The organism is Microbacterium sp. TW_SC_2, from assembly GCF_055361165.1.
Window position 1 is genome coordinate 1,061,131 of record NZ_CM143952.1, and the last position, 22,041, is coordinate 1,083,171.

General features: G+C 69.8%; 17 protein-coding genes and 2 riboswitches. Of the genes, 9 read left to right on the top strand and 8 right to left on the bottom strand.

Annotated features, from left to right (window positions below; genetic code table 11):
• Window position 1 precedes the first annotated feature (1 nt).
• Window positions 2-1,477: an MDR family MFS transporter gene (locus ACWA14_RS04975; RefSeq protein ID WP_463796379.1), complete on the bottom strand. Its 1,476-nt coding sequence runs from the start codon at window positions 1,475-1,477 to the stop codon at window positions 2-4.
• Between the two features lie 165 nt (window positions 1,478-1,642).
• Between ACWA14_RS04975 and ACWA14_RS04980 the strand changes: the two genes are divergently transcribed.
• Window positions 1,643-3,697: an ABC transporter ATP-binding protein gene (locus ACWA14_RS04980; RefSeq protein WP_463797362.1), complete on the top strand. Its 2,055-nt coding sequence runs from the start codon at window positions 1,643-1,645 to the stop codon at window positions 3,695-3,697.
• A gap of 63 nt (window positions 3,698-3,760) precedes the next feature.
• On the opposite strand, the gene ACWA14_RS04985 is transcribed toward ACWA14_RS04980, so the two are convergent.
• The 7 genes from ACWA14_RS04985 to ACWA14_RS05015 all read right to left on the bottom strand — a co-directional run bounded on the left by ACWA14_RS04985 (window position 3,761) and on the right by ACWA14_RS05015 (window position 11,157).
• The gene (locus tag ACWA14_RS04985; protein WP_463796380.1) at window positions 3,761-4,534 is read right to left on the bottom strand and encodes an SDR family NAD(P)-dependent oxidoreductase; all 774 of its coding nucleotides are present in this window, start codon (window positions 4,532-4,534) and stop codon (window positions 3,761-3,763) included.
• Window positions 4,535-4,559: 25 nt separating this feature from the next.
• Complete coding sequence (locus tag ACWA14_RS04990) at window positions 4,560-5,507, bottom strand: glycosyltransferase family 2 protein (protein WP_463796381.1); 948 nt, start codon at window positions 5,505-5,507, stop codon at window positions 4,560-4,562.
• An 83-nt stretch (window positions 5,508-5,590) separates the two neighbouring features.
• Window positions 5,591-6,727 (bottom strand): cysteine desulfurase family protein, encoded by a 1,137-nt coding sequence (locus ACWA14_RS04995; RefSeq protein WP_463796382.1) that lies wholly within the window; start codon window positions 6,725-6,727, stop codon window positions 5,591-5,593.
• Window positions 6,727-7,578 (bottom strand): carboxylating nicotinate-nucleotide diphosphorylase, encoded by an 852-nt coding sequence (nadC, locus tag ACWA14_RS05000; RefSeq protein ID WP_463796383.1) that lies wholly within the window; start codon window positions 7,576-7,578, stop codon window positions 6,727-6,729. The genes ACWA14_RS04995 and nadC overlap by 1 nt, the downstream gene beginning before the upstream one ends.
• The gene (nadB, locus tag ACWA14_RS05005; RefSeq protein ID WP_463796384.1) at window positions 7,578-9,110 is read right to left on the bottom strand and encodes an L-aspartate oxidase; all 1,533 of its coding nucleotides are present in this window, start codon (window positions 9,108-9,110) and stop codon (window positions 7,578-7,580) included. Before nadB ends, nadC begins: the two co-directional genes overlap by 1 nt.
• Window positions 9,110-10,444, bottom strand: coding sequence for a quinolinate synthase NadA (gene nadA / locus ACWA14_RS05010; RefSeq protein ID WP_463796385.1), 1,335 nt, complete (start codon window positions 10,442-10,444; stop codon window positions 9,110-9,112). The genes nadB and nadA overlap by 1 nt, the downstream gene beginning before the upstream one ends.
• Complete coding sequence (locus tag ACWA14_RS05015) at window positions 10,441-11,157, bottom strand: NUDIX hydrolase (RefSeq protein ID WP_463796386.1); 717 nt, start codon at window positions 11,155-11,157, stop codon at window positions 10,441-10,443. Before ACWA14_RS05015 ends, nadA begins: the two co-directional genes overlap by 4 nt.
• 113 nt (window positions 11,158-11,270) lie before the next feature.
• Window positions 11,271-11,365: riboswitch (glycine riboswitch) on the top strand.
• Window position 11,366: 1 nt separating this feature from the next.
• Window positions 11,367-11,464, top strand: a riboswitch (glycine riboswitch).
• Window positions 11,465-11,518: 54 nt separating this feature from the next.
• Between ACWA14_RS05015 and ACWA14_RS05020 the strand changes: the two genes are divergently transcribed.
• The 8 genes from ACWA14_RS05020 to ACWA14_RS05055 all read left to right on the top strand — a co-directional run bounded on the left by ACWA14_RS05020 (window position 11,519) and on the right by ACWA14_RS05055 (window position 22,038).
• Complete coding sequence (locus tag ACWA14_RS05020) at window positions 11,519-12,706, top strand: glycine cleavage system aminomethyltransferase GcvT (RefSeq protein ID WP_463796387.1); 1,188 nt, start codon at window positions 11,519-11,521, stop codon at window positions 12,704-12,706.
• Window positions 12,703-13,080: a glycine cleavage system protein GcvH gene (gcvH, locus tag ACWA14_RS05025; protein WP_463796388.1), complete on the top strand. Its 378-nt coding sequence runs from the start codon at window positions 12,703-12,705 to the stop codon at window positions 13,078-13,080. Before ACWA14_RS05020 ends, gcvH begins: the two co-directional genes overlap by 4 nt.
• Before the next feature lie 61 nt (window positions 13,081-13,141).
• A complete protein-coding gene (gene gcvP / locus ACWA14_RS05030) occupies window positions 13,142-15,970 on the top strand; it encodes an aminomethyl-transferring glycine dehydrogenase (protein ID WP_463797366.1) in 2,829 nt (942 codons plus the stop codon).
• Window positions 15,971-16,195: 225 nt separating this feature from the next.
• Window positions 16,196-17,833, top strand: a complete 1,638-nt coding sequence (locus tag ACWA14_RS05035; protein ID WP_463796389.1) for a peptide ABC transporter substrate-binding protein — start codon at window positions 16,196-16,198, stop codon at window positions 17,831-17,833.
• 102 nt (window positions 17,834-17,935) lie between these two features.
• Window positions 17,936-18,862, top strand: coding sequence for an ABC transporter permease (locus tag ACWA14_RS05040; RefSeq protein WP_463796390.1), 927 nt, complete (start codon window positions 17,936-17,938; stop codon window positions 18,860-18,862).
• The gene (locus ACWA14_RS05045; protein ID WP_463796391.1) at window positions 18,855-19,799 is read left to right on the top strand and encodes an ABC transporter permease; all 945 of its coding nucleotides are present in this window, start codon (window positions 18,855-18,857) and stop codon (window positions 19,797-19,799) included. The genes ACWA14_RS05040 and ACWA14_RS05045 overlap by 8 nt, the downstream gene beginning before the upstream one ends.
• Complete coding sequence (locus tag ACWA14_RS05050) at window positions 19,796-21,475, top strand: dipeptide ABC transporter ATP-binding protein (protein ID WP_463796392.1); 1,680 nt, start codon at window positions 19,796-19,798, stop codon at window positions 21,473-21,475. Before ACWA14_RS05045 ends, ACWA14_RS05050 begins: the two co-directional genes overlap by 4 nt.
• A complete protein-coding gene (locus ACWA14_RS05055) occupies window positions 21,472-22,038 on the top strand; it encodes a PH domain-containing protein (RefSeq protein ID WP_463796393.1) in 567 nt (188 codons plus the stop codon). Before ACWA14_RS05050 ends, ACWA14_RS05055 begins: the two co-directional genes overlap by 4 nt.
• Window positions 22,039-22,041 lie beyond the last annotated feature (3 nt).

Here is a 22,041-nt window from a genome sequence, read left to right on the forward strand (position 1 = left end):
GTCAGTGGCCGCCGTGGAACTCTCCGCCGGCGTCGTCGGCGGGCTTGCGGACGAACGGACTCAGCGCCACGGTCGCGAGCGAGATGATCGCCGCGATCAGGAACGCCGTCCGCGCGCCGGGCGCACCGGCGACGGCCGCCGACAGTCCCTCCTGCTCGCCCGCGTGCAGGATCGAGGAGTAGGTCACCAGCAACAGCGCCACTCCGGCCGCGCCACCCACCTGCTGAAGGGTGTTGAGCACGGCGGAGCCGTGGGAGTACAGCGGGCGGGGGAGCGACCCCAGCGACGCCGAGAACAGCGGGGTGAACGACATCGCGAGGCCGACCGACATGGCGGCCTGCACGATCACGAGGACCCATGCCACCGTGTTCTCGCCGACCGTGGAGTAGTAGAACAGCGCGGACGACACCAGGATCGTGCCCGGGATCAGGAGCGGGCGCGTGCCCCGCGCGTCGTAGACCCGGCCCATGACCGGCCCGAGCAGGCCCATGAGCAGCGACCCGGGGAGAAGGATCAGACCGGCCTCGAGCGGCTCGAGCCCCGCGACGTTCTGCAGGTACTGCGGCAGCAGCGTGAGCGTGCCGAACATCGACAGCGCCAGGATCGACATGATGATCACCGCGAGGGTGAAGTTGCCCGAGCGGAACACTCTCAGATCGAGCAGTGCCTCCTCGGAGCGCTGGAGTCGGAGCTGACGCCACACGAAGAGTCCGAGCGAGACGGCGCCGACGACGAGAGCGGTGATGCCGGCCGCCTCGCCGGACCCGCCTTCACCCCCGAACTGGCTCAGCCCGAAGACCACGCCGCCGAAGCCCAGCGCGGCGAGCGGGATCGAGAGCACGTCGAGGGGGACCTTGCGGGTCTCGCCGAGGTTCGTCATCCACTTGGCGCCCATCGCGAGGGCGATCAGGGCGATCGGGAGGATGATCGCGAACAGTGCCCGCCAGCTCGCGAACTGCAGGACGGCGCCGGCCAGGGTCGGTCCGATCGCGGGCGCGAGCGAGATCACGAGACCCACGCGGCCCATCATGCGGCCGCGCGACTGCGGCGGCACGACGTTCATGATGGTCGTCATCAGCAGCGGCATCATGATGCCGGTTCCGGCGGCCTGGATCACGCGGCCGCCGAGGAGCACGGCGAAACCCGGTGCGACGAGGCAGACCAGCGTGCCGACCGTGAAGGCGATCATCGCGGCGATGAACACCTGACGCGTCGTGTAGCGCTGCAGGATGAACCCGGTCGTCGGGATGACCACGGCCATCGTCAGCATGAAGGCGCTGGTGAGCCACTGCCCGAGCTCGGGCGGGATGCCGAGGTCGGTGTTCAGGTGCGGGATCGCGATCCCCATCGTGGTCTCGTTGAGGATCGCGACGAAGGCGGCGACCAGCAGGAGCCAGATCACCCGCATGTCGGAACGGGAGATCGTTCCGTCGGCGGTGGCGGGGGTCTTGATCGTGCCGGTATCGACGGCAGACATACGGCCTCCAGGGCACGGGAAGAAGAGAAGGGTGCGCGAGGGCGCGGGGACCACTCAGCGTAACCGGGCGCTCAGACATTTCATTCCCGGTTCCACGGTTTCTCTCAGCCGCCGTCTCCCGGCGACCCCGGCGTCCGAGGGCATGACTACGCTGGCGAGATGAGCATGGGCGGTGGGATGGGCGGCGGAGGACGCGGGGGATTCCGCGGCGTCGACGAAGCGGCGCAGCGCCGGCAGAACGCCGAGGCACCGCACATCAACGGACTCGGCAGCAGGGTGATCGCGCTCTTCCGCGCCTACCGGGTGCGCATCTTCTTCACCGGCGTCCTGGTCGTGGTCGGCGCGGCGGTCGCCGTGATCCCGCCACTGCTCGTCCAGCGCATCTTCGACGACGCGCTCTTCCCCGTGGCCGGCGGCGGACCGCAGATCACGCTGCTGATCTGGCTCGTGGTCGCGATGATCGGACTGTTCCTCTTCTCCGCCGTGCTGGGCGTCGCCCAGACCTGGCTGACCTCGACCGTCGGCAACAGCGTGACCGGTGATCTGCGCGTGCGCCTGTTCGAGCACCTGCAGGCCATGGAGCTCGGCTTCTTCACCCGCACCAAGACGGGCGTCATCCAGTCCCGACTGCAGAACGACGTGGGCGGAGTCTCCGGTGTCCTGACCAACACCGTCACGAGCATCCTCGGCAATGCGGTCACCGTGATCGCCTCGCTCGTCGCCATGATCCTCATCGACTGGCGTCTCACGCTGATCGCGGTGTTCCTGATGCCGTTCCTGATCGTGGTGCAGCGCCGCGTCGGTCAGCTGCGTGCGCGTATCGCGGGGGAGACGCAGGAGTCGCTGTCGGAGCTCACGACCATCACGCAGGAGACGCTGAGCGTGTCGGGGATGCTCCTGTCGAAGGCGTTCAACCGTCAGCGCACCGAGTCGGCCCGCTATCAGGCCGAGAACCGCAACCAGGTCGTGCTGCAGGTGCGCCGGGCGATGAGCGGCCAGGGCTTCTTCGCGGTCGTGCAGGTGCTCATGGCGAGCGTCCCCGCCGTGATCTATCTCGTGTCGGGGTACCTGATCGCGGGCGGGGCGGGGGCGATCACCGCGGGAACCGTCGTGGCGTTCACGACCGTGCAGGCCCGACTCCTCATGCCGCTGATGGGACTCATGCGCGTGTCGCTCGACCTGCAGACGTCGTCGGCGCTCTTCGCGCGCATCTTCGAGTACCTCGACCTCGTCCCCGAGATCTCGGATGCTCCGGACGCGATCCGCGTCGACCAGGCTCCGGGTCCGCGCGGACGCATCGAGTTCGCAGACGTCGTCTTCCGCTATCCCGACGCGTCGGACGACGCCCGCCCCACGCTGCAGGGGGTCTCCTTCACGGCCGAGCCGGGGCAGCACGTCGCTTTCGTCGGCCCCTCGGGCGCGGGAAAGACGACGGTGCTGTACCTCGCGCCACGCCTCTACGAGGCCCACGGCGGGACGGTGCTCTTCGCCGGTGCCGACGTGCGCACGCTCACGCAGGAGTCGATCATCGACGACGTGGGGATCGTGTCCCAGGAGACCTACCTCTTCCACGCGACGATCCGCGAGAACCTCCTGTACGCCAAGCCGGGCGCGACCGAGGAGGAACTGATCGCGGCGTGCACGGCGGCCAACATCCATCACATCATCGCGGGTTTCGAGAACGGCTACGACACGGTCGTCGGCGAGCGGGGCTATCGGCTCTCCGGCGGGGAGAAGCAGCGCATCGCGATCGCCCGCGTCCTGCTGAAGGACCCGCCGGTGCTGCTGCTCGACGAGGCGACCTCGGCGCTCGACACGGTCTCGGAACGCGTCGTGCAGGAGGCGCTGGACGAAGCCGCCCGCGGACGGACGACCCTCTCGATCGCGCACCGCCTCTCGACCGTGATGGGCGCCGATGTCATCCATGTGCTGGAGGCCGGACGGATCGTGGAGTCGGGCACGCACGCCGAACTGCTCGCGCGCGGGGGGCTGTACGCCGAGCTCGCGGCGCAGCAGGTCGCCGCGTCTCGGGTGCTCACGGCGGAGACGGTCGTCGAGGAGCAGGTGACGGGCGGGGTGCGAGCGGCGTTCGCGGGCCGCCGGGCCGACCGCGCCCCGGAGGATTCCGCGGGTGCGGATGCCGTGGCGACCCTGACGGCCGCGGTCCCCCTGCTCGACGCCCCGCCGATGCAGGACCGGGTCCCTCCCGAGCAGATGTGAGGGGAGGGCGCGCTCGGAACCGAGGGCAGGCGGGACATGCTCCGCCTCGCGGTGGCGCGCCGCTCAGTGCACCGACAGGCCGCCGTCGACGAACAGCGACTGGCCGGTGACGTAGCCGGAACCGATCCCGGCGAGGAACACGGCGGCCGCCGCGAAGTCGCCGGGGAGGCCGTTACGCCCGATCATGGTGCGCGCGGCGAGGGCGGCGACCTTCGCGGGGTCTTCCTGCAGCCGCGCGTTCAGCGGCGTGAGCACGAAACCGGGGACGAGCGTGTTGCTGGTCACCCCGGTGCCGCCCCAGGCCTCGGCCTCCGAGCGCATCAGGGACTCGACCGCCCCCTTGGACGCTCCGTAGATGCCGCTCCCGACGAAGGCGCGATGCGCCTGCTGTGAGCTGATGTGGATCAGCCGCCCGAAGCCGCGCTCCGCCATCCCCACGGCGTAGCGCTGGCCGAGCAGGAACGGTGCGAGGGCGTTGACGGTCATCGTGGCGTCCCAGTCCTCCTCGGTGATCTCCGGGTAGGGCGGGCGGATGTTGATCCCGGCCGAGTTCACCAGGATGTCCGGCGGGCCGAACGGGCGGGTGGCGGCCTCGGCGACGGCGTGGATCCCGGCGCGGGTGCTCAGATCTCCCTGCACCCCGGCCGCCCGGCATCCGAGGTCGCTCAGCTCCTGCACGGTCTCGGCGATGCGGGCCGCGCCGCGGGCGACGATGACCGTCGATGCGCCGGACCGGGCGAGCGCGGTCGCGATGCCGCGGCCGATGCCGGAGCTCCCGCCGGTCACGACGGCCGTCCGGCCCTCGAGGGAGAAGAGGCTCGCGAGATAGTCGTTCATGGGTCTCCTGTCGCCGTGGTCGGCGTCACCACGCGAGCGCGGCGGTGAGCGCCGGGTCGGGGCGGGCGCCGGAGTACTCGGGAAGCCCGCGAAGCTCGTCGATGAAGGCCTCGACCTCGATCGCGTACGAGGGGTCGCTGTGCGACCGGGCGATCTCGCGCAGCGGGGGGATGTCCATCGCGAGGATCAGCGAGAGGCGCGCGGCGACGGCATCGTGGGCTCCGGCGTCGTGCAGCACGTGGATGCCGCCGCGCAGCGCCCCGATGTAGTCGCGCAGCACCGACAGCTGTGCCCTGCTCTGCGTGATCGAGGTGCCGTCGGCACGCACACGCCACTGCACCACGACGTCGGGGATGACATCGAAGGCGCGCGCCCGGGTGTACATCAACTGGGCGACGATCTGATCCTCGTACGCCACTCCCTCGGGGAACCGCAGGTCCCGCCAGAGCTCGACACGGCTGACCTTGGACCACGAGACGATGTTGCCCGAGGCCTGCGGGTGGTCGGCGAGCGTCACGCCGAGGCGCTCCGGATCGGTGGCCGCGGCGACCCACGGCTGCACGCGACCAGGGACGTAGGTGTCGCCCTCGGGGCGCGAGCGCACGTAGGCGCCGGCGACGAAGTCGCTCCCGGTCCGGGCGAGTGTGCCGGTGAGCCGGGCGAGCGCGGTCGGGGTGAGCTCGTCGTCGCCGTCGAGGAAGCCGAGATAGGGGGTGTCGACCAGGTCGATCGCCACGTTCCGGGCGGCTCCGAGTCCGCGCGAGGCCTCGTGACGGATCACGCGGAAGCGCGGGTCTGCCGCGGCGGCCTCCGCGAACAGGCGCCCTGTCTCATCGGTCGATCCGTCGTCGACCAGGATGGCCCGCCACCGGGGCTCGGTCTGCGCGAGCAGGGAGGCCAGCGCGGCCGGAGCGAAGGGGGCGATGTCGCGCCCCGGCACGATCATCGTCACGATCGGAGCGGATGCAGTCACTCGCCGAGTCTAGGGCGGCCGGCGATCTCCCCGGGCGCCTGGCGGTGCCCGGGTTCCTGCTGCCCGGGAGGCCCTCCGAGCAGTCAGGCCGACACGGCGCGCACGGCATCGGCCACGAGTGCTGCGAGGCGCTCCGGCGCATCCTCGGGCAGGCTCTCGCGGCCGAACGTGAACCGCACCGAGGTCTGAGCGACCTCCGCGGGGATGCCGCAGGCCAGCAGCACATGCGAGGGCTCGTCGCTTCCCGCGGCGCACGCGGAGCCGCTCGAAGAGACGACCCCGCGTCGCTCGAGCTCCAGGAGCACGGCTTCGCCACTCGTCCCGGCGAAGGTGAAGCTGGCCGTCGCGGGCAGACGGTGGTGCGGGTCGCCGGTCAGCCCCGCGCGCGACACGGAGGACAGGACCGCCGAGATGAATCGTGCCGTGGCGGCACCGACGCGCGCGGCGACGCTCTCCCGTTCCGCCTCGGCGAGGCGCAGCGCGGTCGCGAGACCGATCGCCCCCGCCACGTTCTCGGTGCCGGAGCGGCGTCCGCGCTCCTGCCCGCCCCCGTGCAGCAGCGGCTCGAGGGGAACACGACCGCGCACCGCGAGCGCACCGATTCCCTGAGGCGTGCCGAGTTTGTGTCCCGCGATCGACAGCGCGTCCGCCCCGAGGCCGCGCAGGTCGAGCCATCCCGCCGACTGGACCGCATCCAGGTGGAGGGGAACGCCGGCCGCACGGCAGACGGCGACGAGTCCGGCGACATCCTGCACCGTGCCGATCTCGTTGTTCGCATGCCCGAGCGAGACGACCGCGGTGTCGGGCCTGATCGCGTCTCCCAGGGCCTCGGGGGTGATGCGCCCCTGGCCGTCGACCGCCACCTCGGTCACCGCGATCCCGTGGAATCGGCGCAGGTACGCGGCCGACTCGAGGATCGACTCGTGCTCGATCGGCGAGATCACCACATGACGGCGTCCGTTCTCCCCGCCCGCGAGCGCGATCCCCTTGACGGCGAGGTTGTTGGCCTCGGTGCCGCCGGAGGTGAGGACGACGTCATTCGCCCGCATGCCCAGGATCCGCGCGATCTCCGCCCGGGCATCCGCGAGCGCGCTCGCCGCAGCCTCCCCGACCGTGTGGTGGCTCGACGGGTTGCCGACCGTCCCCGTGAGATACGGGAGCATGGCGTCCCGCACCTCCGCGCGCACGGGAGACGTCGCCGCGTGGTCGAGGTAGAGCATCAGAGGATCCGGACGTCCAGCCCGAGGTCGAGCGCGCGCGCGGAATGGGTGAGCGCGCCGACGGAGATGACATCGACTCCCGTGGCGGCGATGTCGTGCACCGTGTCGAGGCTGACCCCGCCCGAGGCTTCGACCGTGGCGCGCCCGCCGATCAGCGCGACGCCCGCCCGCAGCTCGTCGAGGGAGAAGTTGTCGAGGAGCACCGTGTGCGCGCCACCCGCGAGGACGGCGGAGATCTGGTCGAGCCGATCGACCTCGACGACCACATGTGCGGTGTGCGGCAGGCGCGCACGGGCCGCGCGCAGCGCCGAGGCGACATCGAGCCCCGAGCGCGTCAGCACCGCGAGGTGGTTGTCCTTCGCCATCACGGCGTCCGAGAGGGAGAAGCGGTGGTTGTTGCCGCCGCCGGAGAGGACGGCGTGGCGCTCGAACGCCCGCAGTCCCGGAGTCGTCTTGCGCGTGTCGGCGATACGGGCGGAGGTGCCGGCGACCGCACGCACATAGGCCGCGGTGAGTGTCGCGATCCCGCTCATGCGCTGCGTGAAGTTGAGCGCGACACGCTCCGCCGTCAGCACGCCGCGGGCGGGACCCGACACCGACGCCAGCACGTCGCCGGGCGCGAAGGCATCGCCGTCACCGACATGGAGATCGACGATGATGCCGGGATCGGTGAGGGAGAACGCCGCGGTGAAGACCGCGCCCCCGCTGAAGACACCGGCCTCCCGGGCGACGAGGTCGGCGGTCGCGGCCGCCTCGATCGGGATCAGGGTGTCGCTGGTGAGGTCGCCCCACGGGGCGTCTTCCTCGAGGGCGGCACCGACGACGCGGGTCAGGGTGGCGGCGGTGAGCATCAGACGGTCTCCAGGAGCGGGGTGTTCACGGGGGCGGAGGTGCGGAAATGGGCCCCGACGGATTCCTCCCGTGCGAGGGCGGCCACGGCGGTCGCTTCGGCGAGCAGGAGCAGATTCGCGTCCTCGTGCTCCGCCACCGACTGCGGTGCGGGGGCTGCCATCCGCCAGGTGCGGAGGGTCTCGATCGCGTCGAGAAGCCCGTTCTCCGTGCGCAGCAGCCCGACGTCGTCCCACATCAGGCGTTGCAGCGCGGCGCGCGTGAAGTCGATATCAGGGGTCGCGCTGCGCGCGCTCTGGTCGGGAGATGCCGGACCCGCGGAGGCATGCCCGGTGTCGGCGCGGTCGCGGAGCGGGGGAGCGGCCGACGAGGGGACTCCGAGGGCGGCGGCGGCGGCACGGGCGCCGAACACCGCGCCCTCGAGGAGGGAGTTCGAGGCGAGGCGATTCGCACCGTGCACGCCGGTGCGCGCCGCCTCCCCGACGGCGAGCAGCCCGCGCAGTGTGGTGCGCCCGTCGAGATCGGTCACGATGCCGCCCATCAGATAGTGCGCTGCCGGGGTGACCGGCACGGGCTCCCGAGACCAGTCCAGCCCGCGCTCCCGTGTCACCCGATCGATGGTCGGGAATCGCCGGGCCAGGGTCGTCGCGCCGAGCATCGTGGCATCGAGGCGGACCGGCGACCCCTGAGCCGCGGCACGGAGGGCGATCGCCCGCGACACCACGTCGCGCGGCGCCAGCTCGCCATCGGGGTGCGCATCGAAGACGAAGCGGCGGCCGGCGTCGTCGATCAGGGTCGCGCCCTCTCCGCGGACGGCCTCGGAGACGAGGAAGGCGGGAGCACCCACGGCGAGGATCGTCGGGTGGAACTGCACGAACTCCAGGTCTTCCACGGCGGCTCCCGCGCGCAGGGCGGCGGCGATCCCGTCGCCTGTCACGTCGGGGGGATTCGTCGTGTGCGCGTAGAGATTTCCGGCACCACCGGTCGCGAGGATCACCGCGTCGGCGGCGAGACCCGTCGCGGTGTCGCCGACGAGCACGCGGATGCCGCAGACCGCGCCGTCCGCTGTCATGAGGTCGATCAGGAACGCGTGCTCCACGATCGCGGCGCCCGAGGCGCGCACGGCGGTGGCCAGCGCGTGCGAGATCGCGGCTCCGGTGGCATCGCCCCCCGCGTGCACGATGCGCGCGTGACGGTGGGCGGCCTCGCGGCCGAGCATCAGCGCGCCGTCGGCGTCGCGGTCGAAGGCGACGCCGCGGGCGATCAACTCGGCGACCCGTGCCGGCCCGTCCGTCACGAGCACGTTCACCGCGGCGGGATCCGACAGTCCGGCTCCGGCGGTGAGCGTGTCCTCGGCGTGCTGCCCGGCGGAGTCACCCGGGCCGTAGACCCCGGCGACGCCGCCCTGCGCATAGCGGGTGCTGCCGTCGCCGAGCGCCCCCTTGGTCACCACCGTGACGATATGCCCCGCCTCCGTGGCGTGCAGCGCGGCGGTGAGCCCGGCGATGCCCGCACCGACGACGATGACCTGCATCAGGCACCCACCGAGGCGGGAAGTCTGGCCGCGAGCATCCGCTCCAGCGCCACGCGCGCAGGGTCGGCGACGTCGGAGGCGACGGTGATCCGGTTCGGCGTCCGTCCGGCCACGAGCTCCTCCAGCACCCAGGCGAGGTAGCCCGGGTGGATCCGGTACATGGTCGAGCAGGGGCAGACGACGGGATCGAGGCAGAAGATCTCGTGCTGCGGGTACTGTGCGGCAAGGCGGCGGACCAGGTTGATCTCGGTGCCGATGGCGAACGTGGTCGGCGTCGTGGCCCCGTCGATCGCACGGCGGATGTAGTCGGTCGAACCGGCCTCGTCCGCCGCGTCGACCACCTCCATCGGGCACTCGGGGTGCACGATGACGCGCACGCCGGGGTGCGCCGCGCGGGCCGCCGAGATCTGATCCACCGTGAAACGGCGGTGCACGGAGCAGAAGCCGTGCCAGAGGATGACGCGGGAGTCGCGCAGATGCTCGGGCGAGGAGCCGCCCAGGGCGCGTCGCGGGTTCCACATCGGCATCTGCGCGAGCGGGACGCCCATCGCCTTCGCGGTGTTGCGGCCCAGGTGCTGGTCGGGGAAGAAGAGCACGCGTCGACCGCGGGCGAAGGCCCACTCGAGCACGGTCTGCGCGTTCGAGGACGTGCAGACGATCCCGCCGTGCCGGCCGACGAAGCCCTTGATCGCGGCGGAGGAGTTCATGTACGTCACCGGGATGACCGGCACGCGCCCTTCGTCATCGACGGCGTCCATGTCGCCGAGCACCTCGGCGAGCTGCTCCCAGCAGTCCTCCACCTGATCGATGTCGGCCATGTCCGCCATCGAGCAGCCGGCGGCGAGGTTCGGCAGGATCACGGCCTGGTCGGGCCCCGAGAGCAGGTCGGCGGTCTCGGCCATGAAGTGCACGCCGCAGAACACGATCGCCTCGGCATCCGGTCGGCCCTTCGCCGCGGTCGCCAGCTGGAAGGAGTCGCCGACGTAGTCGGCGTGCCGCACGACCTCCTCGCGCTGGTAGAAGTGTCCGAGGATCACCGCGCGGTCGCCGAGGGTGGCCTTGGCGGCCCGGATGCGGGCGTCGAGCTCGTCCTCGGAGGCATCGCGGTAGGCGGCCGGCAGCTCTCCCTGACGCGGCGCGCCGGTGGGGATGACATCGCCCATCGACGAGCCGGGGCCGTACCCGGGGCGCGTGTCGAAGTCCCACGGTCCCGCGGCGAGATCGGTCGTGCAGGTCGCGTCGGTGGAGACCCCGGCGACGATGTCCTGGATCGCGTGGTCCACGGAGGCGTCCACGGGCGGGACGGCGGGGATCGGTACGACGGTGATGCTCATCGGGTGCTCGTTTCTTCGGAACCGAGGGGGCCGCGGTCGGCCAGCTCGACGTCGGTGTTGTAACGGTAGAGGCGGGCGGGTCGGTGGCTTCCGGTGCGGAAGCGGTCGGTGGGGAGGAGGTTTCCGGTGGACTCGACCTGCCGGCGGAAGTTCGCCGGATCGAGCTGCCGTCCGAGGATCGCCTCGTAGGCCTCCCTGAGCTCGGCCAGTGTGAACTCCGACGGCAGGAAGCCGTGGGCGACACGGCTGTAGCCGACCTTGTTGCGCAGCCGCCAGAGGGCGTACTCGACGATCTTGGTGTGATCGAAGGCGAGCGGCGGGAGGTCGTCGACGTCGAACCACTGCACGTTCTCCGGGGCGCGACCGGACGCCTGATGCGCGGCGCTCTGCGCTCGCACGTCGTCCTGCCGCAGCAGCGCCCAGTACACCACCGACACGACCCGCGTGGGGGAGCGGTCGACGGCGCCGAAGGCGTAGAGCTGCTCCAGGTAGCTCGGGGCGAGGCCGGTCGTCTCCGCGAGCGTGCGCGCGGCGGCGTCGACGGGCGATTCGGCCGAGGTCAGCCATCCGCCGGGCAGAGCCCAGCGGTCCGCGAAGGGCTCGCGTGTCCGCCGCACGAGAGGCAGTGACAGCCGTGGTCCGCTGTCGGTCGTGGCGCGCAGCGTCAGGATCACCGTCGATACGGCGACGCGGATCTCTTCACTTCGTGTCATGGCGACTTTAACCTCCTGACACGATCTTAGTGTCATCGAGACCCTTAGTGCACCTCCGTGACGGATCGAGCGGGCATCCCGCTAGACTGGGCGCACAACTGAAGACAGGCCGAATGACCCCCGCGGGAGAGCCCCGGCGAACGCAGCCGGGCACCGAAGGAGCAAGCCTCCCCGCCAATCTCTCAGGTATGCGTACCGCGCGGTTCCGGCCACTCTGAAAAGCGATCCCGCTCCGGTGGGATCCGCCGACGGTGAAAGCCCCGCCTCCGCGCATGGGTGAAACTCTCAGGCCCATGACAGAGGGGGAGTTCCGAGGAGCAGCCGTATCGCTGCTCCACCCGACCGAGCACGGGAGAACTCCATGTCCGACCCCCGCTTCACCCCGCTGCGCGAGCGCCATGAATCGCTCGGCGCCGCGTTCACCGACTTCGGCGGCTGGCAGATGCCCGTGCGCTACACCTCCGACCTCGCCGAGCACCACGCGGTCCGCACGACGGCCGGTCTGTTCGACATCTCGCACATGGCGGAGTTCCTCGTCACGGGGGAGAGCGCTGCCGAGTTCCTCGACTACGCCCTCGCGGGCCGGCTCTCCGCGATGCCCGTCGGCAAGGCGAAGTACTCGCTGCTGCTCGCCGAGTCCGGCGGCATCGTCGACGACGTCATCGTCTACCGCCTCGCCGATGACCGCTATCTGGTGATCGCCAACGCCGGCAACCGGGGATACGTCGACGCGGCGTTCGCCTCCCGCGTGCGGTCGTTCCCCTCGCTCCTCGAGCGCGAGCTCCCGGCCCGCGGGGCCGACGAGGAGCGCAGCTTCGCGGGATTCATCGGCGATCGGGGTGTCGATGTCGAAGACGTCTCCGACGCCTACGCGCTGCTCGCCGTGCAGGGGCCCGCGGCGGAGGCCATCGTCGCGGCGACCGAGGGCATCACCGATCTCAGCACGCCCTGGTCCGCCCAGAGGTACTACGCCTGGGCCGATGCGCGCTTCCTCGGAGAGCCGCTGCTGATCGCCCGCACGGGCTACACCGGCGAAGACGGCTTCGAACTCCTGGTGCGTGCCGCCGACGCTGCCGCCCTCTGGGACGCGCTGACCTCCGCGGGAGCCCCACGCGGTCTCGTCCCCGCCGGTCTCGCAGCCAGGGACACGCTCCGCCTGGAGGCGGGCATGCCGTTGTACGGCCACGAGTTGACGCGCGACACCACGCCGGCGCAGGCCGGTCTCGGCCGCGTGGTGGTGTCGGACAAGGAGAGCTTCGTCGGCAAGGACGCCCTCGGCTCCGCCGACGCCGATGCCCCGGTGCTGGTGGGCCTCGTCGCCGAGGGCCGGCGTGCCGGCCGCGCGGGATACGCCGTCGTCGACGATGACGGCACTGTCCTCGGCGAGATCACCAGCGGCGCTCTCAGCCCGACCCTCGGGCATCCGATCGCGATGGCCTATGTGACCCCTTCCGCCGCGGAAGAGGGACGCACCGTATTCCTGGATGTGCGGGGGACGAAGATCCCCGCGACCGTGACCGCTCTGCCTTTCTACCGGAGGACGAAATGACCGACCTGAACGCACTCAGCTACACCGACGAGCACGAGTGGATCGCCGCCGACGGCGACACCCTCACGATCGGGATCACCGACTACGCGGCCGACAAGCTCGGCGACGTCGTGTTCGTCGAGCTCCCCGCCGTGGGCACCGAGATCTCGGCGGGCGCCGTGGTCGGCGAGATCGAGTCGACCAAGTCGGTGGGTGAGCTGTACGCCCCCGTCACCGGAACCGTCGTGGAGATCAACGACGCCGTCGTGGACGACCCCTCGCTCGTGAACGCCGAGCCGTTCGCCGGCGGATGGCTGATCAAGGTCTCGGTCGCCGACGGCGCGCTTGACGGACTGCTCGACCGCGACGCGTACGTCGCACTCACGGAGGGCTGATCCGCCTGTGGTCTCTTTCGCCGATCGTCACATCGGACCCACGGATGCCGCCCAGCGTCAGATGCTGGACGCCCTCGGGGTCACCTCCCCGATCGAGGACTGGAGCCCGGTCGACGCGCTGATGCGCCAGGCCGTGCCGTCCTCGATCTTCACCGATGCGGGAGACTCCGTGATCCCCGGTGCCGCCAGCGAGACCGAGGCGCTCGCGGAGCTCCGCGCTCTCGCCTCGCGCAACGCGGTGAACCGGCCGATGATCGGCCTCGGGTACTACGGCACGATCACCCCGCAGGTGATCCAGCGCAACGTGCTCGAGAACCCCTCCTGGTACACGGCCTACACGCCGTACCAGCCGGAGATCTCGCAGGGACGCCTGGAAGCGCTCATCAACTTCCAGACCATGGTGTCCGAGCTCACGGGGCTCTCGACCGCGAACGCCTCGATGCTCGACGAGTCGACCGCGGTCGTCGAGGGGATGCTGCTCGCCCGCCGCGCCTCGAAGTCGACGTCGAACGTGTTCGCGGTCGACACCGACGCCCTCCCGCAGACCAAGGCGCTGCTCGCCACCCGGGCGGATGCCGTCGGGATCGAGCTCGTGGCGGTCGACATCGCGGGCGGCGAAGCGCTCCCCGCCGAGCTGTTCGGCGTGTTCGTGCAGTATCCCGGCGCGTCCGGCAACGTGTGGAACCCGTCGGCCGTGATCGATGCCGCACATCTCGCCGGCGGCCTCGCGGTGGTCGCCGCCGATCTGCTCGCGTTGACGCTCATCTCCTCACCGGGGTCGCTCGGCGCCGATGTCGCGGTCGGCACGACGCAGCGCTTCGGCGTGCCGATGGGCTTCGGCGGACCGCACGCCGGCTACATGGCCGTGCGCTCGGGCCTCGAACGTCAGCTTCCCGGCCGGCTGGTCGGCGTCTCGGTGGATGCCGACGGCGCTCCCGCCTACCGCCTCTCGCTGCAGACGCGCGAGCAGCACATCCGCCGGGAGAAGGCCACCTCGAACATCTGCACCGCACAGGTGCTGCTCGCCGTGATGGCGTCGATGTACGCGGTCTATCACGGTCCGGACGGTCTGCGCGAGATCGCCCGCCAGGTGGCGGACAAGACCCTCCGGCTCCGGGACTGGCTCGTCGAGGCCGGTGCCGAGGTCGTCCATGACGCGTTCTTCGACACCGTGCAGGTGCGCGTGCCCGGACGCGCGGCGGAGTACGCCGCGCGCGCACACGACGACCACGGCATCCTGCTGCACGTCGCGGATGCCGACACGATCGGCATCGCGGTCGACGAGACCACGACGTTCAGCGACCTGCACCAGGTCGCCCTCGTCTTCGGAGGCCAGGAGCAGCGGGCGTTCGGCTGGTTGGGCAGCGGTTCGCACGGTGCGCTTCCCGAGGCGCTGCTGCGTCAGGACGAGTACCTCACCCACCCCGTCTTCCACGCGCACCGCAGCGAGACCGCCATGATGCGGTACCTCAAGAGCCTCGCCGATCGCGACTACGCGCTCGACCGCGGCATGATCCCCCTGGGGTCGTGCACCATGAAGCTCAACGCGGCGACCGAGATGGCGGCGATCACCTGGCCGGAGTTCGCGGGCATCCATCCGTTCGCGCCGGCGTCCGACGTCGCGGGATACCTCGACCTGATCGATCAGTTGGAGACCTGGCTCGCCGAGGTCACCGGATACGACGCGGTCTCCCTGCAGCCCAACGCCGGATCCCAGGGCGAGCTCGCCGGACTCCTCGCGATCCGTGGCTATCACCTCGCGAACGGCGATGCCGAGCGCACGGTGTGCCTGATCCCGTCGTCCGCGCACGGCACGAACGCCGCTTCCGCGGTGCTCGCCGGCATGAAGGTCACCGTCGTCGCGTGCGACGAATTCGGCAACGTCGATCTCGACGATCTGCGGGCCAAGATCGCCGCGCACGCCGACCGGCTCTCGGCGCTGATGATCACGTACCCGTCCACGCACGGCGTGTACGAGCAGGATGTCGTGGAGATCACCTCCGCGGTGCACGAGGCCGGTGGACAGGTCTACGTCGACGGCGCGAACCTGAACGCGCTGCTCGGCTACGCGCGCTTCGGCGACCTCGGCGGCGACGTGTCGCACCTGAACCTGCACAAGACCTTCGCCATCCCGCACGGCGGCGGCGGTCCTGGTGTCGGTCCGGTCGCGGCGAAGGCTCATCTGGCACCGTTCCTGCCCGCGCACCCGCTCGCGCAGCGCGCGGAGCATGCCGGTGGCTTCGTGTTCGAGGGGGGAGCGGTCTCCGCCGCGCCCTACGGATCCGCCGGCATCCTGCCGATCTCGTGGGCGTACGTGCGCATGATGGGCGCCGACGGACTCCGCCGCGCCACCGCGGCCGCCGTGCTGTCCGCCAACTACATCGCCGCGCGCCTGGCCGACCACTACCCGGTGCTCTACGCGGGAGAGAACGGACGCGTCGCGCACGAATGCATCCTCGATCTGCGTCCGCTCAAGGAGGCCACCGGGATCACGGTCGACGACGTCGCGAAGCGGCTCATCGACTACGGCTTCCACGCGCCGACGATGTCGTTCCCGGTCGCAGGCACGCTCATGGTCGAGCCAACCGAGTCGGAGGACCTGGGCGAGATCGACCGCTTCATCGAGGCCATGATCATGATCAAGGCCGAGGCGGATGCCGTGGCCGCGGGCCGCTGGCCCGCCGACGACAACCCGCTCGTGCACGCCCCGCACACCGCGCTCTCGCTGATCGCGGGGGAGTGGAACCATGCGTACACGCGGGAGGAAGCCGCGTATCCGGTGCGCGCTCTCGTCGCCGGAAAGTACTGGCCGCCCGTGCGCCGCATCGACCAGGCGTACGGCGACCGCAACCTCGTCTGCGCGTGCCCGCCCGTGGAGGCCTTCGCCTGAGGTGTGCTGTGCCGAGCGACGGCGCCGCGTCCACTCGGACGCGGCGCCGTCTCTCTTCTCCGCGCGCGGGCCCATGTTTCCGCGATATTACGGATGATCACCACTCAGTAACGGTTCATTAGCCGAGTGCGGAGTCGGTCGAACCCCGGGTTACAGTCAACTATCCCTACGCGTTCGACGATGAGCGCGCAGTCTGATGAATACCCGTCCACAGGAGGACACAAAGTGAAGCGCAACAAGATCGCCCTTGCGGGCACCGCGCTGTTCGCGATCGGCGCCCTGGCGCTCGCGGGCTGCGCGAGCGGTGGTAGTGGCAACGACGGCGACGGCGGATCCGGCGCAGCCGGCGACCCGGAAGCCATCATCACCACGAACGGCTCGGAGCCCGAGAACCCGCTGATCCCCACCAACACCAACGAGGTGGGCGGCGGAAAGATCCTCGACGAGATCTTCGCCGGTCTGATCTACTACGACGCCGACGGCAAGCCGGTCAACGACATGGCCGAGGAGATCACGACCGAGGACCCGCAGAACCTCACCGTGAAGCTCAAGGAGGGCATGACCTTCACCGACGGTGAAGAGGTCACCGCTGACAACTTCATCAAGGCGTGGAACGAGGGTGCCAAGGCGTCCAACGCCCACCTCTCCAGCTACTTCTTCGAGGACATCGAGGGCTTCAGCTACGACGAGGACTCCGAGCTCACGGGTCTGGAGCAGGTCGACGACTACACGTTCACGATCGCGCTCAACAAGCCGGCCTCCGACTTCGCGCTGCGCCTCGGCTACTCGGCGTTCTACCCGCTCCCCGACGTGGCCTTCGAGGACATGGCGGCGTTCGGTGAGAACCCGATCGGCAACGGTCCCTACATGATCGACGGCGAAGACGCGTGGCAGCACGACGTGCAGATCGACCTCGTTCGCAACGACGACTACGAGGGCGGACGCAAGGCTGCCAACGGCGGTCTGACGATCAAGTTCTACGCCACGCAGGAAGCGGCCTACGCCGACCTGCAGGGCGGCGACGTCGACGTGATCGACGCGATCCCCACCGGTTCGCTCCCGGTGTTCGCCGAGGAGTTCGGTGACCGCGCCGTCAACCAGCCGTCTGCGGTGTTCCAGTCCTTCACCATCGGCCAGTTCCTCCCGCACTTCAGCGGCGAAGAGGGCCAGCTGCGTCGTCAGGCGCTCTCGATGGCGATCAACCGTGAAGAGATCACCGAGACGATCTTCTCGGGTACCCGCACCCCGGCCGCCGACTTCACCTCGCCGGTCATCGCCGGCTGGTCGGAAGACGTGCCCGGCAGCGAGGTCCTCGAGTTCAACCCCGAGAAGGCCAAGGAACTCTGGGCCGAGGCCGACGCCATCGCCCCGTGGGACGGCGAGTTCAAGATCGCCTACAACTCCGACGGTGGACATGACGCCTGGGTCGACGCGGTGTCGAACCAGATCAAGAACACCCTCGGCATCGAGGCATCGGGCGACCCGTACCCGACCTTCCAGGACCTGCGCACCAAGGTCAACGACCGCACCATCACCACGGCGGCGCGTTCGGGCTGGCAGGCCGACTACCCCGGTCTGTACAACTTCCTCGGACCGCTCTACGCGACCGGCGCCGGATCCAACGACGGTGACTACTCGAACCCCGAGTTCGACGAGCTCATCAAGGCCGGCATCAGCAACCCCGACCCCGACGCGCAGATCGAGGACTTCACCAAGGCGCAGGAAGTCCTGTTCCAGGACCTTCCCGCGATCCCGCTGTGGTACTCGAACGTGACCGGTGGCTTCGGCGAGAGCGTCGACAACGTGACGTTCGGCTGGAACTCGGTTCCGCTGTACTACGAGATCACGAAGGCCGGCGAGTAAAGTCTGACGGCACTTCACCTGTGAGGCGGTGACGATTCTTCGTCACCGCCTCACAGGCCTGTGTTCGCCTCGCTTTCTTACCCCTCGAGAAGGGACAAGCGGATGCTCGGTTACATTCTGAGACGTCTTCTGCAGGTGATCCCGGTCTTCTTCGGAGCCACCCTGCTCATCTATTTCCTCGTGTTCGCCATGCCCGGCGATCCGATCCTCGCCCTGTTCGGCGACAAGACCCCCAACCCGGCGGTGCTCGAGCAGCTGCGCGAGCAGTATCACCTGAACGACCCGTTCATCGTGCAGTACTGGTACTACATCACCGGCGTCTTCCAGGGCGACCTCGGCGTGACCTACTCCGGTCGCCCCGTCTCGACGGTGCTCGCCGCGACGCTTCCCGTCACCGGCCGCCTCGCCATCATGGCGATCGCGATCGAGTTCGTGCTGGCGATCATCATCGGCACGATCTCCGCGCTGCGCAAGGGCAAGCTGTTCGACAACGTCTCGCTGGTCGTGGCGCTCATCGCGATCGCTATCCCGATCTTCGTGGTCGCGTTCCTCGCCCAGTACTTCCTCGCCATCCAGCTCGGCTGGTTCAAGCCGACCGTCGGTGCGGACAACGACTGGGGCGGTCTGTGGCTCCCGGCCATCGTGCTCGGATTCAGCCTGTATGCCGTGAGCATGCGTCTGATGCGCAGCTCCGTCATCGAGACCCTCAACCAGGACTGGGTGCGCACGGCGTACAGCAAGGGGCTCTCGCGGAACCGCGTGATCCCGGTGCACGTGCTGCGCAACTCGCTGATCCCCGTCATCACCAACTCCGCCACGAACTTCGGCGTGCTGCTCGTGGGCGCCACCGTCACCGAGGGCATCTTCAACGTGCCCGGTGTCGGCAACACGCTGTTCCAGGCGATCCAGCGCGGCGAGGGACCGACGGTCGTCTCCTTCGTGACCGTGTTCGTCATCCTCTACGTGCTGGTGAACCTGCTCATCGACCTGCTCTACGGTCTGCTCGACCCGAGGATCCGCTATGCCTGACCCCATCACTCCGAAGCATTACGTCGCCTCGGTCGAGACCGAGTCGATCGCGGTCGACGCCGTGCGCATCGCCGACAAGCCCAGCAACCTGTGGCGAGACGCCTGGTTCGACCTGCGTCGTCGTCCGCTGTTCTGGTTCTCGGTCGCCCTCGCGGTGTTCTTCCTCGTCATGGCGGTCTGGCCCACCCTGTTCACGGCCACACCGCCCAACGACGACTGCAACCTGTCGAACAGCAACGGCGGTCCGACAGCGGGGCACCCGCTCGGGTTCACGTTCCAGGGCTGCGACATCTACGCCCGCATCGTCTGGGGCGCGCAGACGTCGCTGGCGGTCGGTCTCATCGCCACGCTGATCGCATCGCTCCTCGGCCTGATCATGGGCGCCCTCGCGGGCTTCTACGGCGGCTGGCTCGACGGCCTGCTCTCGCGTGTCGGTGACATCTTCTTCGCGATCCCGTACATCCTCGCGGCGGTCGTCGTGATGACGGTGTTCCGGGATTCCCGTTCGGTATGGACCCTGGCGTTCGCGATCGGCGGGTTCGCCTGGGCGTCGACGGCTCGTGTCGTGCGCGCCGAGGTCCTGCGGGTCCGCCAGGCCGACTTCGTGATGGCGTCGCAAGCGCTCGGACAGTCGAAGTTCAAGATCCTGCTGAACCACGTCGTGCCGAACGCGATCGCTCCGCTGCTGGTCGTGTCGACCCTCGGACTCGCGGCCGCGATCGTCGCCGAAGCGACCCTGTCGTTCCTCGGGGTCGGCCTCGGCAGCGACGTGATGTCGTGGGGCCTGGACATCGGCAAGGCCCAGGCCTCGCTGCGCGTGGCTCCGATGGCACTCATCTATCCGTCGATCGCCCTCACCCTCGCGGTGCTGGCGTTCGTCACTCTGGGCGAGCTCATCCGAGACGCCCTCGACCCGAAGGCGAGGGCACGCCGATGAGCGAGCGCGTCACCGAACAGGTCCCCCTGCTGAGCGTCCGCGACCTCACCGTCGCCTTCCGCACCCAGGAAGGGCTGCGCGAAGTGCTCCACGGAGTCAGCTTCGACATCATGCCCGGCGAGACCGTCGCGATCGTCGGCGAATCCGGTTCCGGCAAGTCCACGACGGCCACGGCCATCGTGAACCTGCTTCCCGGAACCGGACAGGTCACGGCGGGCTCCATCACCCTCGAGGGTCGGGAGCTCACCACGCTCACCCGTCGCGAGATCGAGAGCGTCCGCGGTCGGGACATCGGCTTCGTGCCGCAGGACCCGATGTCCAACCTCAACCCGGTCTGGAGCATCGGCTTCCAGGTCAAGGAAGCGATCCGTGCGAACGGCATCGCCCAGAATCGTGGCGACGCCAAGGCGCGCACGATCGAGGTGCTGCAGCAGGCGGGTCTGTCCGACGCCGAGAAGCGCGTGCACCAGTTCCCGCACCAGTTCTCGGGAGGCATGCGGCAGCGCGCGCTGATCGGGATGGGCCTCGCGGCCGACCCGAAGCTGCTCATCGCCGACGAGCCGACCTCGGCTCTCGATGTGACGGTGCAGCGCGTGATCCTCGATCACATGGCGTCGCTCACGCGCGACAAGGGCACCTCGATGCTGCTGATCACACACGATCTGGGTCTCGCCGCCGAGCGCGCGAACAAGATCATCGTGATGAACGGCGGCAACATCGTCGAGGCGGGGCCGAGCCGCGAGATCCTCGAGAACCCGCAGCACCCGTACACCAAGCGCCTCGTCGCCGCCGCACCCAGCGTGGCGTCGCAGCGCATCCAGGCGGTGGTGGAGGACCGGGGCATCGAGTCGCGCGAAGACCTCTCCGCGATCCCGCCGACGGTGCGCGTGGCCGGTCTCACGAAGGACTACCGGATCCGCCAGGGCGGCTTCCGCAGCGAGGCCTTCCGTGCGGTCGACGACGTGTCGTTCGCGATCCCGCGCGGCAAGACCCTCGCGCTCGTGGGCGAATCCGGCTCCGGCAAGTCCACCGTGGCGAAGATGGTGCTGAAGCTCGAGGAGCCCACCAGCGGCACCATCGAGATCGACGGCCAGGATGTGTCGAAGCTGTCGAACGCGCAGGCGTTCGGTCTGCGCCGGCGCATGCAGCCGGTCTTCCAGGACCCGTACGGGTCGCTCGATCCGTTGCGCAACATCGGCAACACGATCGCCGAGCCGCTGCAGATCCACGGCGTCGGCGACCGGGCGTCGCAGCGGGAGCGCGTCGAGGAGCTTCTCGACCAGGTCTCGCTGCCGCGCGTGCTCGCCACCCGATACCCGAACGAGCTGTCCGGCGGACAGCGCCAGCGCGTCGCGATCGCGCGCGCACTGGCGCTCAAGCCCGACATCATCGTGCTCGACGAGGCTGTCTCGGCGCTCGACGTGCTCGTGCAGGATCAGGTGCTGCAGCTGCTCGCGGAGCTCCAGTCCGAACTCGACCTGACGTACCTGTTCATCACGCACGACCTCGCCGTCGTCCGTGTGTCGAGCGATCTCGTCTGCGTCATGGAGAAGGGCAAGATCGTCGAGCAGGGGACCGTCGACGAGATCTTCGCCAACCCGCAGCAGGAGTACACCGATCGTCTTCTCAAGGCGATCCCCGGGGCATCCATCACCCTGGGCGGTCACGGACAGTGACCGCGCCCGATCGCTCGGAGGACGCGCGCACCTATCGCGCGTCCTCCGGGCCCGTGGTGATGGCGCTGTCCGCGGCACTCGCGCTGTTCCTGCTCGGGGACACGGCCCTGCGAGGCAGCTGGGGGCAGATGCTCCTGGTGGCACCGTGGGTGCTGCTCGGCCTCTGGGTCGTGTACCAGGTGAGCTTCGTCTCGCACCTGCGGGTCGACGACCAGGGTGTCCTGGTGCAGAACATGCTACGACGCACGAGCTTCGGATGGTCGCGCGTGCGCGACATCGACTTCCGCTGGCAGCTCGAGTTCGCGCTCGACGACCAGTCGACGGTCGGATGCTACGGAGGTCCGGCGCGGTCACGGCCGCGGCGCAGCAGCATGCGCGACACCGAAGAGGCCGTGAAAGCTCCGGCGGGTGTGCGTGATCTGAGCGACATCCGCGATCGGTGGCAGGCGGCGAGCGGTGCGGACGCGCCGATCCGCCGCACCTGGGACGGCCCCGCGCTTCTCGCGCTGGGCGTGATCGCGGCCTGGGCCGTCGCGGCCGTTCTCATCGCCGCCGCCGGCTGATCG